The organism is Pseudomonas sp. NFACC37-1 (assembly GCF_900101575.1).
Taxonomy (GTDB): domain Bacteria; phylum Pseudomonadota; class Gammaproteobacteria; order Pseudomonadales; family Pseudomonadaceae; genus Aquipseudomonas; species Aquipseudomonas fluorescens_AA.
Genome location: NZ_FMUZ01000002.1, coordinates 306,915 through 319,828, shown reverse-complemented (window position 1 = coordinate 319,828; position 12,914 = coordinate 306,915). Strand labels below are relative to the sequence as shown.

The window sequence follows — 12,914 nt, the reverse complement described above, 5'->3', positions numbered from 1 at the left end:
CATGAGCACCCCCACGACCCTCGCGATCAATGACTACCTGCCACCCCCCAGCAGCCTGAGCCGAGTCCTTGGCAAGAGCTTTCGCCATCGTGGTTTCGCCATCGGCGCGGTGTTGTTGCTGATCATCTTCACCGGCGCACTCTTCGCCCCGTGGCTGGCGCCTCACGACCCTTATGCGCAAGACGTGATGCTGCGCATGAAACCGCCGGTATGGATGGCCAACGGCACCTGGGAATACGTCCTGGGAACCGACAAGCTGGGCCGTGATTACCTGTCGCGATTGCTCTACGGCGCACGGATTTCGCTGTTCATCGGCATCGCGGCGGCGCTGATTTCCGGCTTTATCGGCACTGTCATGGGGCTGTTGGCGGGTTACTACGGCGGCAAGGTCGATGCGTTTATCAGCTACCTGATCACCACCCGGCTGGCGATGCCCGTCGTGATGGTCGCGCTGGCCTCGGCCTCGTTGATGGGCGGCTCGCTGAAAGTGGTGATCGTGCTGCTCGGCTGCCTGTTATGGGATCGCTTCGCAGTGGTGGTCAGGGCTTCGGTGCAACAGATTCGCGATGCTGAATATGTGGCCTCGGCCCAGGCGCTGGGCTGCTCGACCCTGCGCATCCTGGTCAGTGAAATCCTGCCCAATCTGGTCGGCGCACTGATCGTCGTGGCGACGCTGGAAATGGCCCACGCGATCCTGCTGGAGTCGGCCCTGTCATTCCTTGGGGTTGGCGTGCAGCCACCGACGCCGTCCTGGGGTTTGATGATCGCCGAAGGCAAACCCTACATGTTCTTTTCCCCGTGGGTCATCGCCATTCCCGGCGTCGCCCTGATGGTTCTGGTGCTGGGCATCAACCTGGTCGGCGATGGTCTGCGCGATCTGATCCTGCCCGACGGTCGCAACTGATAGACGGCCTTATTGATAGACGGCCTTACTAATAGAGGGTACCGAACATGGCACTACTCCATGTTGAAAACCTGCGTGTGGACATCCCCATGGGCAACAGCCCGACGCCGGATGACATGCTGCATGCCGTGCGCGGTCTGAGCTTTGAAGTCGAACGCGGTGAAATGTTGTGCATCGTCGGCGAATCCGGCTGCGGTAAATCCTTGACGTCGCTGGCGCTGATGGACCTGTTGCCACGCAAGGCCAAACGCACCGCGTCCCGGCTGACACTGGACGGTATCGACATGATCGGCCAGAGCGAGCGGCGCATGTGCGACCTGCGCGGAAACCGTCTGGCGATGATCTTCCAGGAGCCGATGACCTCGCTGAACCCGGCCTACAGCATTGGCGATCAACTCAGCGAAGTGCTGACTCAGCATCGCAAGGTGTCACGCAAGGATGCCCTGGCTCGCGCCGCGCAAATGCTGGAGAAAGTCGGTATCAGCAATGCCACCGAACGCTTGCGCCAGTACCCGCATCAACTTTCAGGCGGTTTGCGCCAGCGGGTGATCATCGCCATGGCGTTGATGTGCGAACCGGACCTGATCATCGCCGATGAACCCACCACGGCCCTGGACGTGACCATCCAGGCGCAGATCCTGCGCTTGATCCGCGACATTCAGAAAGAACTCGGCCTGGCGGTGATTTTCATTACCCACGACCTTGGGCTGGTGGCACGGATCGCCGATCGGGTCGCGGTGATGTATGCCGGGGAAATCGTCGAAACCGCCCCGGCCCGGCAACTGTTCGAGAACCCGCAGCATCCGTACACCCGTGGTCTGCTGGCCAGTATTCCCATCCCTGGCCGGACCAAACCCGGCGAGGCCCTGGGTTCGATTCCAGGCCTGGTGCCAAGCCTGGTGGGCGAACAGCAGGGTTGTGCGTTCCGCAATCGTTGCGCTCAAGCGATAGCGGCCTGCGCGCAAGACATTCCCGAAATCGAGCAGGACGGACACATGGCGCGCTGCCTGTTCGCCGCACCGGCTCCGGCACCGATTCGCCTTCTGGAGCGCGCAAGGTCATGAAAAAAGACATCACGTTGGAGCTGTGTGACATCCGTCGCGAGTTTCGAATCAACAAGGGCTTTTTCAAACCCGCCGCCACCCTGAAAGCCGTGGATGGTGTTTCCCTGCGCCTGATGCGTGGCGAGACCCTCGGCCTGGTAGGTGAGTCCGGTTGCGGAAAAAGTACCCTGGCAAAGCTACTGCTCGGTCTGTTGGCGCCGACCAGCGGTGATGTGCTGGTCAACGGCAAACATCTGGCGGCGACGGATCGCAAGGAAATGGCCCGGCACATTCAACCGATATTCCAGGACCCGTATTCCTCGCTGAACCCACGCAAGACACTGCGGGAAATCATTACCCTGCCGCTGATCGTGCATGACATCGGCAGTCCCGCCGAGCGGCGTAGGAAAACCGAAGCGATGCTCGATGTGGTCGGTCTGCCCAAGCGGGTCATCGACAGTTATCCGAGCCAACTGTCCGGCGGCCAACGGCAACGGGTAGCCATTGCCCGGGCGTTGATCATGCGCCCTGACGTGTTGATCTGCGACGAACCCACCTCGGCGCTGGACGTGTCGGTGCAGGCGCAGATTCTCAACCTGCTGCAAGACCTCAAGCGCGAGTTCGGCCTGACCTATCTGCTGATCAGCCACAACCTGGCGGTCATCGAACACCTCGCCGACCGGGTCGCGGTGATGTACTTGGGGCGCATCGTCGAAGAACGTACCCGCGAATCGTTATTCGCTGAACCCGGCCACCCGTATACCCGCGCCTTGCTGGATTCGGTGCTCACCCCCGATCCACGCCTGGGCATTCCCGAAATCGGCCTGCGCGGTTCCTTCCCCAATCCGATGTCACCGCCCTCCGGTTGCGCCTTCCATCCGCGCTGCCCGAGCTGCTTCGCTCCCTGCAAGACGGCCTACCCGGCCAATGATCCGATTATCGGCGGCAACGTGCGTTGCCACCTTCACGACAATCCCGCCCAAACACTGGAGCTCGTCCACTCATGAGTCGTTCACTGGCCATCAGCAACACCACCGAGCAATTTGATAACGGCGCATTTTTCAGTTTGCTCGAACGTAGCGTCGCCTTGCACACCGAAAGCCAGGCAACGGACAGCCGGCCCGAGTTGTATCGCTATCTCCATGAGTTCATCACCCCCCATGTCGAGGCGATGGGCTTCAGCGTCAAGATCTATGACAACCCGGTGGCAGAGCGCGGTCCCTTCATGATCGCCACACGCATCGAACACCCGGAACTGCCGACCGTGCTCAGCTACGGCCACGGTGATGTGGTGCGCGGCTATGAAGCCCAATGGCGTGAAGGCCTGTCGCCATGGCAAGTCATTGCCGAGGGCGATCGCTGGTACGGCCGCGGCACGGCGGATAACAAAGGCCAGCACCTGATCAACCTGACCGCGCTGGAGCAAACGCTCAAGGCTCGCGACGGCAAGCTGGGGTTCAACGTCAAGCTGCTGTTGGAAATGGGCGAAGAAGAAGGCTCGCCGGGCTTGAACGCGTTCTGTGCCGCCCACAGCGAAGAGCTTGCGGCGGATATATTCATTGCCTCGGACGGCCCGCGTCTGGCAGCGTCACGACCGACGATTTTTCTCGGCTCACGGGGGGTGTTCAACTTCGAGCTGGTGGTCAATCTGCGTGAAGGCGCCCATCACTCTGGCAACTGGGGCGGGCTGCTGGCCAACCCCGGGATCATTCTGGCCAATGCCATCGCGAGCATGGTCGATGAACACGGTCGGGTGAAAGTGGCGGGGCTGATGCCCGCGACACTGCCTGAGCCGGTTCGCCAGGCACTGGCCGATATTGACGTCGGCGGTGGACCGGGCGATCCGGAAATCGACGCCAACTGGGGCAACCCCGAGCTATCCCTGAGCGAAAAGGTGTTCGGCTGGAACACCCTCGACGTCATCGCCTTCAAGACCGGCAACCCGGACGCCCCCGTGCATGCGATCCCCGGCAAGGCCAATGCCCACTGCCATATCCGTTTCGTGGTGAACAGCGACTACACGACCTTTATCCCGGCTGTGCGTGCCCACCTGGATGCTCATGGTTTCAGCCATGTCGAGGTCAAGCAAAGCCACGTCGAGGTGATGCATGCCACTCGGCTGGACCCGCAAAGCCCGTGGGTCAATTGGGCACTCGGCTCCTTGGCCCAGACCACCGGGAAAAAACCCGCGTTGTTGCCAAACCTCGGTGGCTCGCTGCCCAACGATGTGTTCGCCGACGTGCTCGGCCTACCAACCTTGTGGGTGCCGCACTCGTACCCGGCCTGCTCGCAACATGCGCCGAACGAGCACTTGCTGGCACCGGTGGTCAAGGAAAGCCTGCAAATCATGGCCGGGCTGTTCTGGGACCTGGGCAACGACGCGGCACGCCTGGCCCAGGAACATCAGTTGCGGGAGCAGGCGCAATGAGCGCCACGGCACAACAGGCGCTGGACTGGCTTGCCGACCAGCGCCCCGCCATGGAAGCGCTGCTGCAGCGTATCGTCGACACCGACTCCAACAGCTATGACAAAGCCGGCGTCGACGCGGTGGGGGCACTGCTTGCGGCAGAACTGGAAGCCGACGGCATCCTGCTCAAGCGCATGCCGGTCAATGGTTTTGGCGACGTGATGCTCGCCGAAGTGCCAGGCGAACCTGGAAAGCCGGTGTTGCTGCTGGGCCATCGCGACACAGTGTTCCCCAAAGGCACCACCGCGACGCGCGGCTACAGCCGCGATGGCGACCTCGCCTATGGCCCCGGCGTCGCCGACATGAAAGGCGGCCTGGTGCTCAATTGCTTCGCCCTCAAGGCACTCAAGCGCGCCGGCCAGTTGCCCTATCCGGTGCAGGTCCTGTACACCGGTGACGAAGAAATCGGCTCCGGCAGCGCCAGGCCCCATATCGAACAGGCAGCCCGTGCCGCCCGCGCCGTGCTCAATACCGAACCCGGCCGGGCCAGTGGTAACGTGGTCAGCGCACGCAAAGGCGGTGCCACGCTGATCATCGAAGTCAGCGGCCGTGCGGCGCATGCCGGGGTCAACCATGCCGACGGCGCCAGCGCCATCGAGGCCCTGGCACGCAAGATCGTCAAGCTCCATGCCTTGACCGATTACCCGGCAGGCATCACCACTAACGTTGGCCTGATATCCGGTGGCACGTCCAGCAACACCGTCGCACCGAGCGCCTCGGCCCGGCTGGACGTGCGCTTCATCGAACTCAAGCACTGGGACCGGATCCTTACCGCAATCCTGGGCATCGTCGCCGAAGAAGAACTGATCGGCACCCACGCCATCCTCAAGGAAGCGACCACCTTTCTCCCGATGGAGGCCCGTCACAGCGAACGATTGCTGCACATCTACCAACAAAAGGCCCTGGCCCTGGGTTTCAGCGTCGAAGGCGAGTTCACCGGCGGCTGCGCCGACTCCGGGTTCACCGCCAGCCTGGGCGTTCCAACCCTGTGTGGCCTCGGGCCGGTGGGGGGCAAGGTTCATACCGATCGTGAATATCTGGAACTGGACACGCTGGTGCCTCGCGCCCAGGCGTTGGTGGCGACCATCCTGGCTGTTGGCGAGAGCCGTTGAGCTAACGGGGCGTCGAGATCAAAGTCCAAAGCAAGAACAAGAGCGGGACACATGTCCAACCTCTATGTAGCTCTACCACCGCTATCGCGAGCAAGCTCGCTCCCATAGGGGGTTGCGGGTGTTCACAACATTTGCACACAACGCAAAAACCTGTGGGAGCGAGCTCGCGATAGCGGCGGCTCAGGCGACGTCAATGTTGATTGTGTAACCGCCATCCCAAGCCAACTCACTCATACCTTGACTCCAAACCGATCACAAATCCGCACACCAGACAAAATCCCGTTAGTCGCCACCCCCCGCCATGCATTAAAGTAACGCCCCCAGCCCCGGCGTTATCCGAACGCCTGGGGCCACCCTTTCCAGGAACAGTCATCGATGGAACATCGTGAAGCGCTGCTTGCGCTGCGAACCTTTCTTTCAACGCAGATTCTCGGCCAGGAAAAACTCATCGAGCGCCTGCTCATCGCCTTGCTCGCCGACGGTCATATGCTGGTGGAAGGCGCGCCTGGGCTGGCCAAGACCAAGGCCATCAAAGAGCTGGCCGAGGGCATCGAAGCGCAGTTCCATCGTATCCAGTTCACCCCTGACCTGCTGCCCGCCGACATTACCGGCACGGAAATCTATCGGCCGGAAACCGGCAGTTTCGTGTTCCAGCAAGGGCCGATTTTCCATAACCTGGTGCTGGCGGACGAAATCAACCGCGCCCCGGCCAAGGTCCAGTCGGCCCTGCTCGAAGCCATGGCCGAGCGCCAGGTCAGTGTCGGGCGCAGCACGTATGAACTGTCGCCGCTGTTCCTGGTGATGGCCACGCAGAACCCGATCGAGCAGGAAGGCACCTACCCGCTGCCCGAAGCCCAGCTCGACCGATTCCTGATGCACGTCAAGATCGGTTTTCCCGATGCTGCCGTGGAACGCCGCATCCTCCAGCAGGCCCGGGGTGAAGCGCTGAACGGCGAGACCAAGCCCGAGCGCCGCGTGAGCCAGCAGGCGATCTTCTCCGCACGCAAGGAAATCCTCGGGTTGTACATGGCCGACGCCGTGGAGGAGTACCTGGTGCAACTGATCATGGCCACCCGCAACCCGGCCAAGTTCGATCCGGAAATGGCCGAATGGATTGCCTACGGCGCCAGTCCGCGGGGTTCCATCGCCCTTGATCGCTGTGCCCGTGCCCATGCCTGGCTGGCCGGGCGTGACTTTGTCAGCCCGGAAGATATCCAGGCCGTGCTGTTCGACGTGCTGCGCCATCGCATCATTCTGTCGTTCGAAGCCGAGGCCGCCGGCATCGACCAGGACCGGGTCGTGCAGCGGATTCTCGACGTCGTCGCTGTCGCTTGAGCATGCGTCATGAATAACCCCCTGGCGCCCGCACCGGGCATCCGCGTCAGCCTTTCGGAGCTGATCGAGATGCGCCATCGCGTGCGCGAGGTGCAACTGTTCTCGACACCGGGCCAGCGCAGCCCGCTGATCGGCCTGCACCACTCCAAGCTGCGCGGGCGCGGGGTCGATTTCGACCAGGTGCGGGTCTACCAGGCCGGCGACGACGTGCGCACCATTGACTGGCGCGTCACCGCCCGGACCCAGGAGCCTCACACCAAGCTGTTCCACGAAGAGCGGGAGCGGCCGATCTTCATCATGATCGAGCAAAGCCACCGGCTGTTCTTCGGCTCGGGGCTGATGTTCAAGTCGGTACTCGCCGCCCAGGCCGCCAGCCTGATCGGCTGGGCCGCGCTGGGGCACAACGACCGGGTCGGCGGTCTGGTGTTCGGCAACAACACCCATTACGAGGTCAAGCCGCGGCGCAGCAAACAGAGCCTGTTGCAATTGCTCAACCGGCTGGTGCGGGTCAATCAGTCACTGCACACCGAGGGCGAGCCGGACCGCGACTCGTTCGGCATCGCCCTGCGCCGGGCCCGGGAAGTGCTGCGGCCCGGCAGCCTGGTGATCGTGATTTGCGACGAGCGTGCGTTGTCCGACACCGCCGAACAGCAACTGAGCCTGCTGTCGCGCCATTGCGACCTGTTGCTGCTGCCGCTGTCGGACCCGCTGGATCACGCCTTGCCCGCCGCCGGCTTGCTGCGCTTCGCCCAGCGTGGCGCGCAGTTGGAGCTCGACACCCTGAATTTCGAACTGCGCCAGGCCTATCGCGCCCAGGCCGAGGCACGCCAGGCGCGTTGGGAATTGCTGGCGCAAAAGCTGCGAATCCTGATGATGCCCCTGAGTACCCAGGGCGACATGGTCGAGCAGTTGCGCGAATACCTGAACCCCAAGCGGGCCGGGAAAAGCCGATGAGCAGTCTCGATCAATTGCAGCCGCTGATGGCGCCACCGCCCATTGGTTTCTGGCCGCCCGCGCCAGGCTGGTGGTTGCTACTGCTGCTGTTGCCATTGCTGGGCCTGGGGCTGTGGCAATTGCGCCGGTTCATTCCCGCCAAGCGCACCACCGTCCGCAGCGAGCACCCCCTGGACCCGGTGCGCCTGGCCGCCCTGGCCGAACTCGCCCAGCTGCCCAAGCCCTACGACGGCGCGCCGGCCGGGGCCTGGTTGCAACAACTCAACGGGCTGCTCAAGCGCCTGTGTCGCAACCACTACCCCTACAGCCAGAGCCACACCCTCAACGGGCGCAAATGGCTGGCCTTCCTGGATAACCGTTGCCCGGCCGCCGGCCTGACGCGCTGGATGGTACTGGTGGAAGGCGCCTACAAGCCCGAATGCAAGCTCGATGACAAAGCCATCGCCGGCCTGACCCAGGCGGTCGAAATCTGGATTCGCAAACATGTTTGAATTCGCCTGGCCGTGGGTGTTCGCCCTCTTGCCGCTGCCCTGGCTGATGCGCCTGGTACTGCCGGCGGCCGACAGCGGCGAGCCGGCGCTCAAGGTCAGCTTCCTCGACGACCTGGAAGGCCTGGTGGGCCGTCGAGCCCGGGCCAATCTGCCGACCTGGCGGCAACAGGCGCCCTTTATCCTGCTCTGGCTGCTGTTGCTGATCGCCGCTGCACGACCGCAGTGGCTGGGGGAACCGCTGCCCATTGCCGCCAGCGGTCGCGACCTGCTGGTGGCGGTGGACGTCTCGGGCTCCATGGACTTTCCCGACATGCAGTGGAAGGACGAAGAAGTCAGTCGCCTCGCGCTGGTCCAGCACATGCTCGGGGATTTTCTCGAAGGCCGCGAAGGAGACCGGGTCGGCCTGATCCTGTTCGGCAGCCAGGCCTACTTACAGGCGCCGCTGACCTTCGACCGCCGCACCGTGCGTCGTTGGCTCGACGAGGCGCGCATCGGCATCGCCGGCAAGAATACCGCCATCGGCGACGCCATCGGCCTGGCCCTCAAGCGCCTGCGCCAGCGTCCGGCCCACAGTCGCGTACTGATCCTGGTCACCGACGGCGCCAACAACGGCGGCGAAATCGACCCGCTGACCGCCGCGCGGCTGGCCGCCGACGAAGGCGTGAAAATCTACCCGATCGGCATTGGTGCCGACCCGGAACAAAGTGGCACGGCGGGCTTCCTCGGCGTCAACCCGAGCCTGGACCTCGACGAACCGTCCCTCAAGGACATTGCCCAGGTCACAGGCGGTCGCTATTTTCGTGCCCAGGATGGTGAGCAATTGCTGGCGATCAAAAGCACCCTCGACCAGCTCGAACCGGTGACCCAGCAACCGACCCAGGCGCGCCCTGCCCTGGCGCTGTATCACTGGCCCCTGGCCGTTGCGCTGCTGTTGAGCATATTGCTGGTGGCCCGGGCGCGCTGGCCGGATAACCCACTGCAACGCCTGTTCAACCAGCCGTTGTTCCAGCCGTCCCAACATACCGAGTGGCGCCAGCGGCTCAAGCGCCTGCGCTTGCGGAGGCGTCGATGATCGCCCTCTGGCCGCACTGGCTGCGCCCCTGGTTCGTGTTGCTGCTGCCGTTGCTCGGCTGGTTGCTCTGGCAACTGTGGCACCGGCAGAAACGGGTGGGCCGCTGGCAGATGATCCTGCCGCCGGCCTTTCATGCGGTACTGCTCAGCGGCGGCAGTGGTCGGGAAAGCCGGCTGCCGTGGATTGCCCTGGGCCTGGGCTGGCTGTTGATCGTGCTGGCGTTGCTGGGGCCAAGCTGGGCGCGGGTCGAACAGACCAGCCAGAAACCCGCCGATCCGCTGGTAGTGATACTGGAACTGACCCCGGAAATGCTCGCCACCGATGTCCCGCCCACGCGCCTGGAACAGGCCCGGCGCAAGGTGCTGGACCTGTTGCAGAACCGCAGCGATGCCCAGACCGCGATCATCGTCTATGCCGGCAGCGCCCACACGCTGGTGCCGCTGTCCGACGACCTGGCCACCAGCACCAACCTGCTCGAAGCCCTCGCGCCGTCGATCATGCCTCAAAGCGGCCATCGCGCCGACCTGGCCGTTCATAAAGCCATGGCCCTGCTGGACCAGGGTGAACTCGGCCACGGCCGGATCCTGCTGATCGGCTCGTCGTTGAACGAACAGGAGCGTGAAGGCATCCGCCGAGTCCTGGACGGTTCCGCTACACAATGGCTGATGCTGGGCATCGGTACCCGCGAAGGCGCACCGGTGGCCCAGGAAGATGGCAGCTACCTCAAGGATGCCCAGGGTTCGATTCTGGTACCGCGCCTGGACAGCCCGGGCCTCAAGGCCTTCGCCAACGAGCTGGACGGCCGCTACCGACCCGCGCGGCTGGACGACAGCGACCTGCGCGGCCTGGGTCTGCTGGACGGTCCTCGCCATCTGCGCAGCGACGGCCAGACGTTGCGCCTGGACACCTGGGCCGACCAGGGTTACTGGCTGCTCCTGCCCTTGTTGCTGCTGGCCGCTTGCGCCGGGCGTCGAGGCTGGCTGTTCTGCCTGCCGCTGCTGTTCGTCTTGCCGCAAACCGGCCACGCTTTCGAGTTTCAGGACCTGTGGTTGCGCCCCGACCAACAGGGCCAGCACTTGCTCAAGCAAAAGCGCCCCGCCGAAGCCGCCGTCCACTTCGAAGACAGCCAATGGCAAGGCGTCGCCCTGTACGAAGCCGGCCAATACAGCGAAGCCGCCCGGCGCTTCGCCGAAGGCAACGACGCCCGTGCCCACTACAATCGTGGCAACGCCCTGGCCCGCAGCGGTGAGCTGGAAGCCGCACTGGATGCCTATGAACAAGCCCTGGAATTGCAACCCGACCTGCGCCCGGCCCAGACCAACAAGGCCCTGGTGCAGAGCCTGTTGAACGAACAGGCACCACCGACGCCAGAGCCCAAGCCCGCCGAACGCGAGGAACCGGGCCAGGGCGAACAAACGCCGGATAGCACTTCGACGAGTCAATCTTCCGAAGCAGGCCAACCCTCCGCCGAGACAACCTCGACACCGGACGAGTCCCAGCCGCCACGGACCGCGCAAGCGCCCACCGCCCAGGATGTGCCGGGCAGCGAGCTGCCTGACGAGCAGACCACCACGCCGCCGCTGCGTCCCGCCGCCGGCCAGCGCAATGAAGAAGAACAACGCCAGGCCATGGAACAATGGCTGCGCCAGATCCCGGACAATCCCGGCGAGCTGCTCAGGCGTAAATTCTGGTATGAACAGCAAAGCCATCAGGCCCAGGGAAAAACCCCATGACCCGCTTCACCGCCTACCTCCTCGTCTTGCTGCTCTGGGCCTCTGGAACCCAGGCTGCACAGCTGACGGCCAGTGTGGACCGCAGCCGCCTGAACTCCGGGGAAACGGTGGAGCTGACCTTGGAATCCAACGACGCCACACTGTTCGGCAAACCCGACCTGGGCCCGCTCCAGGCCTTGTTCGATGTGCGCGGCACCCGTCAGGTCAACCAGTTGACGACCCTCGACGGCGAGAACCGCGCCACCACCCGCTGGATCGTCACCCTGCTGCCGCGCCAAAGCGGTACCGTGATCATTCCCCCGCTGCAACTGGGCGAAGTGACCAGCCAGCCGATCACCTTGCAAGTCATCGAAAGCGAAACCCGCAATGCGTCCGGAACCCTGGCACCGGTGTTCATCGAGGCCAGCCTCGACCAGACCCAGGTGTATGTGCAGGCCCAGGCAATCCTGACGCTGCGCATCTACCATTCGGTGTCGCTGTACGACGACAGCAGCCTGACGCCGCTGCACATCCCCGATGCCCGCACCGAACAATTGGGCGAATCGCGCACCTATGAAAAGGTCATCAACGATGTGCGCCACGGCGTGATCGAACTGCGTTATGGCATCTACCCGCAGCGCAGCGGCGAACTGACGATCCCGGCGCAGACCTTCAGCGCCACCCTGGTCGAACCGGTGGCCCGGGACGCCGCCCCTTCCGGCCCCAAGCCCGGTCAATTGATGCGGGTAAGCTCCGAGCTCCTGCAACTGAGCGTCAAGCCCAAGCCCGCCAGCTACCCGGCCGACGTGCCTTGGTTACCGGCACGCAGCCTGTCCTTGAGCGAGAGCTGGAGCCCGGAACCGACCCACAGCCAGGTGGGCGACTCCCTGACCCGCAGCCTGACCCTGGAAGCCGAAGGCCTGGCCAGCGCCCAATTACCACCGTTGCCGGCCACCGAGATCAATGGCCTGCGACGTTATCCGGACCAGCCGGTACTCAGCAGCCGCAGCAGTGAACGCGGGCTGGTGGGCAGCCGCGAAGATCGCGAGGCGCTGGTGCCCAACCGTAGCGGCACCATCGAGTTGCCACCGGTGGAAGTGGTCTGGTGGAACACCCTGGAAGATCACCTGGACCGCACCAGCCTCCCGGCGCGAACCCTGCAGGTGGCGAACAATCCGAGCCTGATGGTGGATACGCCCGCCGGCACGGCGCAGATCGTGACAACAGTCGACAGCGAGACCCTGTGGTATTGGCAACTGAGCAGTCTGATCCTGGCCTGCACGACGCTGCTCGGCTTTGGCTTGTGGTGGCGCGCCCGCTGGCAGCCGGCCATCCTGCGCTCGACCCAGGCCGGACCGAGCCCGCGCACTCTGCTGGACGACCTCAAGCGCACCTGCCTGGCCAACGACCCCCACGCCACCCGCCAGGCCCTGGACGCCTGGGCCCGCCAGCAACCGGAAACCCTGGCCGACATGGCGGCGCGTTTCGTGCCGCTGTCCGATGCCCTGGACGGCCTCAACGGCGCGCTCTACAGCGAGACCGGCCAGCATTGGCAAGGCGAAGACCTGTGGCGCGCCATCCGCACCATCCCGCCCACCGAAGGGGCGCAAGCCTCGGCCAGTGATTCCGGGTTACCGCCGTTGTACCCCAAGTAGCTCACGCATTGATGCAGAGAAATAAACCCAGCCACAGCACCTGTGGCGAGGGGATTTATCCCCGCTGGGCCGCGAAGCGGCCCCAACACTGTCGACGCCATCAAACAGACAAATGGAGAGGTAGGATTCCAAGGCTGCTTCGCAGCCTATCGGGGATAAATCCCCTCGC

General features: G+C 64.1%; 11 protein-coding genes. All 11 read left to right on the top strand.

The features are described 5' to 3' along the window. Position 1 precedes the first annotated feature (1 nt). The 11 genes from BLP82_RS03605 to BLP82_RS03555 all read left to right on the top strand — a co-directional run bounded on the left by BLP82_RS03605 (position 2) and on the right by BLP82_RS03555 (position 12,745). A complete protein-coding gene (locus BLP82_RS03605) occupies positions 2-904 on the top strand; it encodes an ABC transporter permease (RefSeq protein ID WP_092165407.1) in 903 nt (300 codons plus the stop codon). Between the two features lie 47 nt (positions 905-951). After that, the gene (locus BLP82_RS03600) at positions 952-1,968 is read left to right on the top strand and encodes an ABC transporter ATP-binding protein (RefSeq protein ID WP_092165406.1); all 1,017 of its coding nucleotides are present in this window, start codon (positions 952-954) and stop codon (positions 1,966-1,968) included. Beyond that, on the top strand, positions 1,965-2,954 hold the full coding sequence (locus tag BLP82_RS03595) for an ABC transporter ATP-binding protein (RefSeq protein WP_092165405.1): 990 nt from the start codon (positions 1,965-1,967) through the stop codon (positions 2,952-2,954). The genes BLP82_RS03600 and BLP82_RS03595 overlap by 4 nt, the downstream gene beginning before the upstream one ends. Continuing rightward, positions 2,951-4,375 (top strand): M20 family metallopeptidase, encoded by a 1,425-nt coding sequence (locus tag BLP82_RS03590; RefSeq protein ID WP_092165404.1) that lies wholly within the window; start codon positions 2,951-2,953, stop codon positions 4,373-4,375. Before BLP82_RS03595 ends, BLP82_RS03590 begins: the two co-directional genes overlap by 4 nt. After that, positions 4,372-5,526: a M20 family metallopeptidase gene (locus BLP82_RS03585; RefSeq protein ID WP_092165403.1), complete on the top strand. Its 1,155-nt coding sequence runs from the start codon at positions 4,372-4,374 to the stop codon at positions 5,524-5,526. The genes BLP82_RS03590 and BLP82_RS03585 overlap by 4 nt, the downstream gene beginning before the upstream one ends. 375 nt (positions 5,527-5,901) lie before the next feature. Beyond that, on the top strand, positions 5,902-6,861 hold the full coding sequence (locus BLP82_RS03580) for an AAA family ATPase (protein WP_039589986.1): 960 nt from the start codon (positions 5,902-5,904) through the stop codon (positions 6,859-6,861). A gap of 9 nt (positions 6,862-6,870) precedes the next feature. Further along, complete coding sequence (locus BLP82_RS03575) at positions 6,871-7,815, top strand: DUF58 domain-containing protein (protein WP_092165402.1); 945 nt, start codon at positions 6,871-6,873, stop codon at positions 7,813-7,815. Then, positions 7,812-8,306, top strand: a complete 495-nt coding sequence (locus BLP82_RS03570; RefSeq protein ID WP_092165401.1) for a DUF4381 domain-containing protein — start codon at positions 7,812-7,814, stop codon at positions 8,304-8,306. The genes BLP82_RS03575 and BLP82_RS03570 overlap by 4 nt, the downstream gene beginning before the upstream one ends. Next, positions 8,299-9,378: a vWA domain-containing protein gene (locus BLP82_RS03565; protein WP_092165400.1), complete on the top strand. Its 1,080-nt coding sequence runs from the start codon at positions 8,299-8,301 to the stop codon at positions 9,376-9,378. The genes BLP82_RS03570 and BLP82_RS03565 overlap by 8 nt, the downstream gene beginning before the upstream one ends. Continuing rightward, the gene (locus BLP82_RS03560) at positions 9,375-11,111 is read left to right on the top strand and encodes a tetratricopeptide repeat protein (protein WP_092165399.1); all 1,737 of its coding nucleotides are present in this window, start codon (positions 9,375-9,377) and stop codon (positions 11,109-11,111) included. Before BLP82_RS03565 ends, BLP82_RS03560 begins: the two co-directional genes overlap by 4 nt. Next, positions 11,108-12,745: a BatD family protein gene (locus BLP82_RS03555; RefSeq protein ID WP_092165398.1), complete on the top strand. Its 1,638-nt coding sequence runs from the start codon at positions 11,108-11,110 to the stop codon at positions 12,743-12,745. Before BLP82_RS03560 ends, BLP82_RS03555 begins: the two co-directional genes overlap by 4 nt. Positions 12,746-12,914: the final 169 nt, after the last annotated feature.

What these genes read in the sequence shown, in the direction of transcription:
- BLP82_RS03605 (WP_092165407.1), top strand. Translation starts at nt 2, where the DNA reads ATGAGCACCCCCACGACCCTCGCGATCAATGACTACCTGCCACCCCCC.
- BLP82_RS03600 (WP_092165406.1), top strand. Translation starts at nt 952, where the DNA reads ATGGCACTACTCCATGTTGAAAACCTGCGTGTGGACATCCCCATGGGC.
- BLP82_RS03595 (WP_092165405.1), top strand. Translation starts at nt 1,965, where the DNA reads ATGAAAAAAGACATCACGTTGGAGCTGTGTGACATCCGTCGCGAGTTT.
- BLP82_RS03590 (WP_092165404.1), top strand. Translation starts at nt 2,951, where the DNA reads ATGAGTCGTTCACTGGCCATCAGCAACACCACCGAGCAATTTGATAAC.
- BLP82_RS03585 (WP_092165403.1), top strand. Translation starts at nt 4,372, where the DNA reads ATGAGCGCCACGGCACAACAGGCGCTGGACTGGCTTGCCGACCAGCGC.
- BLP82_RS03580 (WP_039589986.1), top strand. Translation starts at nt 5,902, where the DNA reads ATGGAACATCGTGAAGCGCTGCTTGCGCTGCGAACCTTTCTTTCAACG.
- BLP82_RS03575 (WP_092165402.1), top strand. Translation starts at nt 6,871, where the DNA reads ATGAATAACCCCCTGGCGCCCGCACCGGGCATCCGCGTCAGCCTTTCG.
- BLP82_RS03570 (WP_092165401.1), top strand. Translation starts at nt 7,812, where the DNA reads ATGAGCAGTCTCGATCAATTGCAGCCGCTGATGGCGCCACCGCCCATT.
- BLP82_RS03565 (WP_092165400.1), top strand. Translation starts at nt 8,299, where the DNA reads ATGTTTGAATTCGCCTGGCCGTGGGTGTTCGCCCTCTTGCCGCTGCCC.
- BLP82_RS03560 (WP_092165399.1), top strand. Translation starts at nt 9,375, where the DNA reads ATGATCGCCCTCTGGCCGCACTGGCTGCGCCCCTGGTTCGTGTTGCTG.
- BLP82_RS03555 (WP_092165398.1), top strand. Translation starts at nt 11,108, where the DNA reads ATGACCCGCTTCACCGCCTACCTCCTCGTCTTGCTGCTCTGGGCCTCT.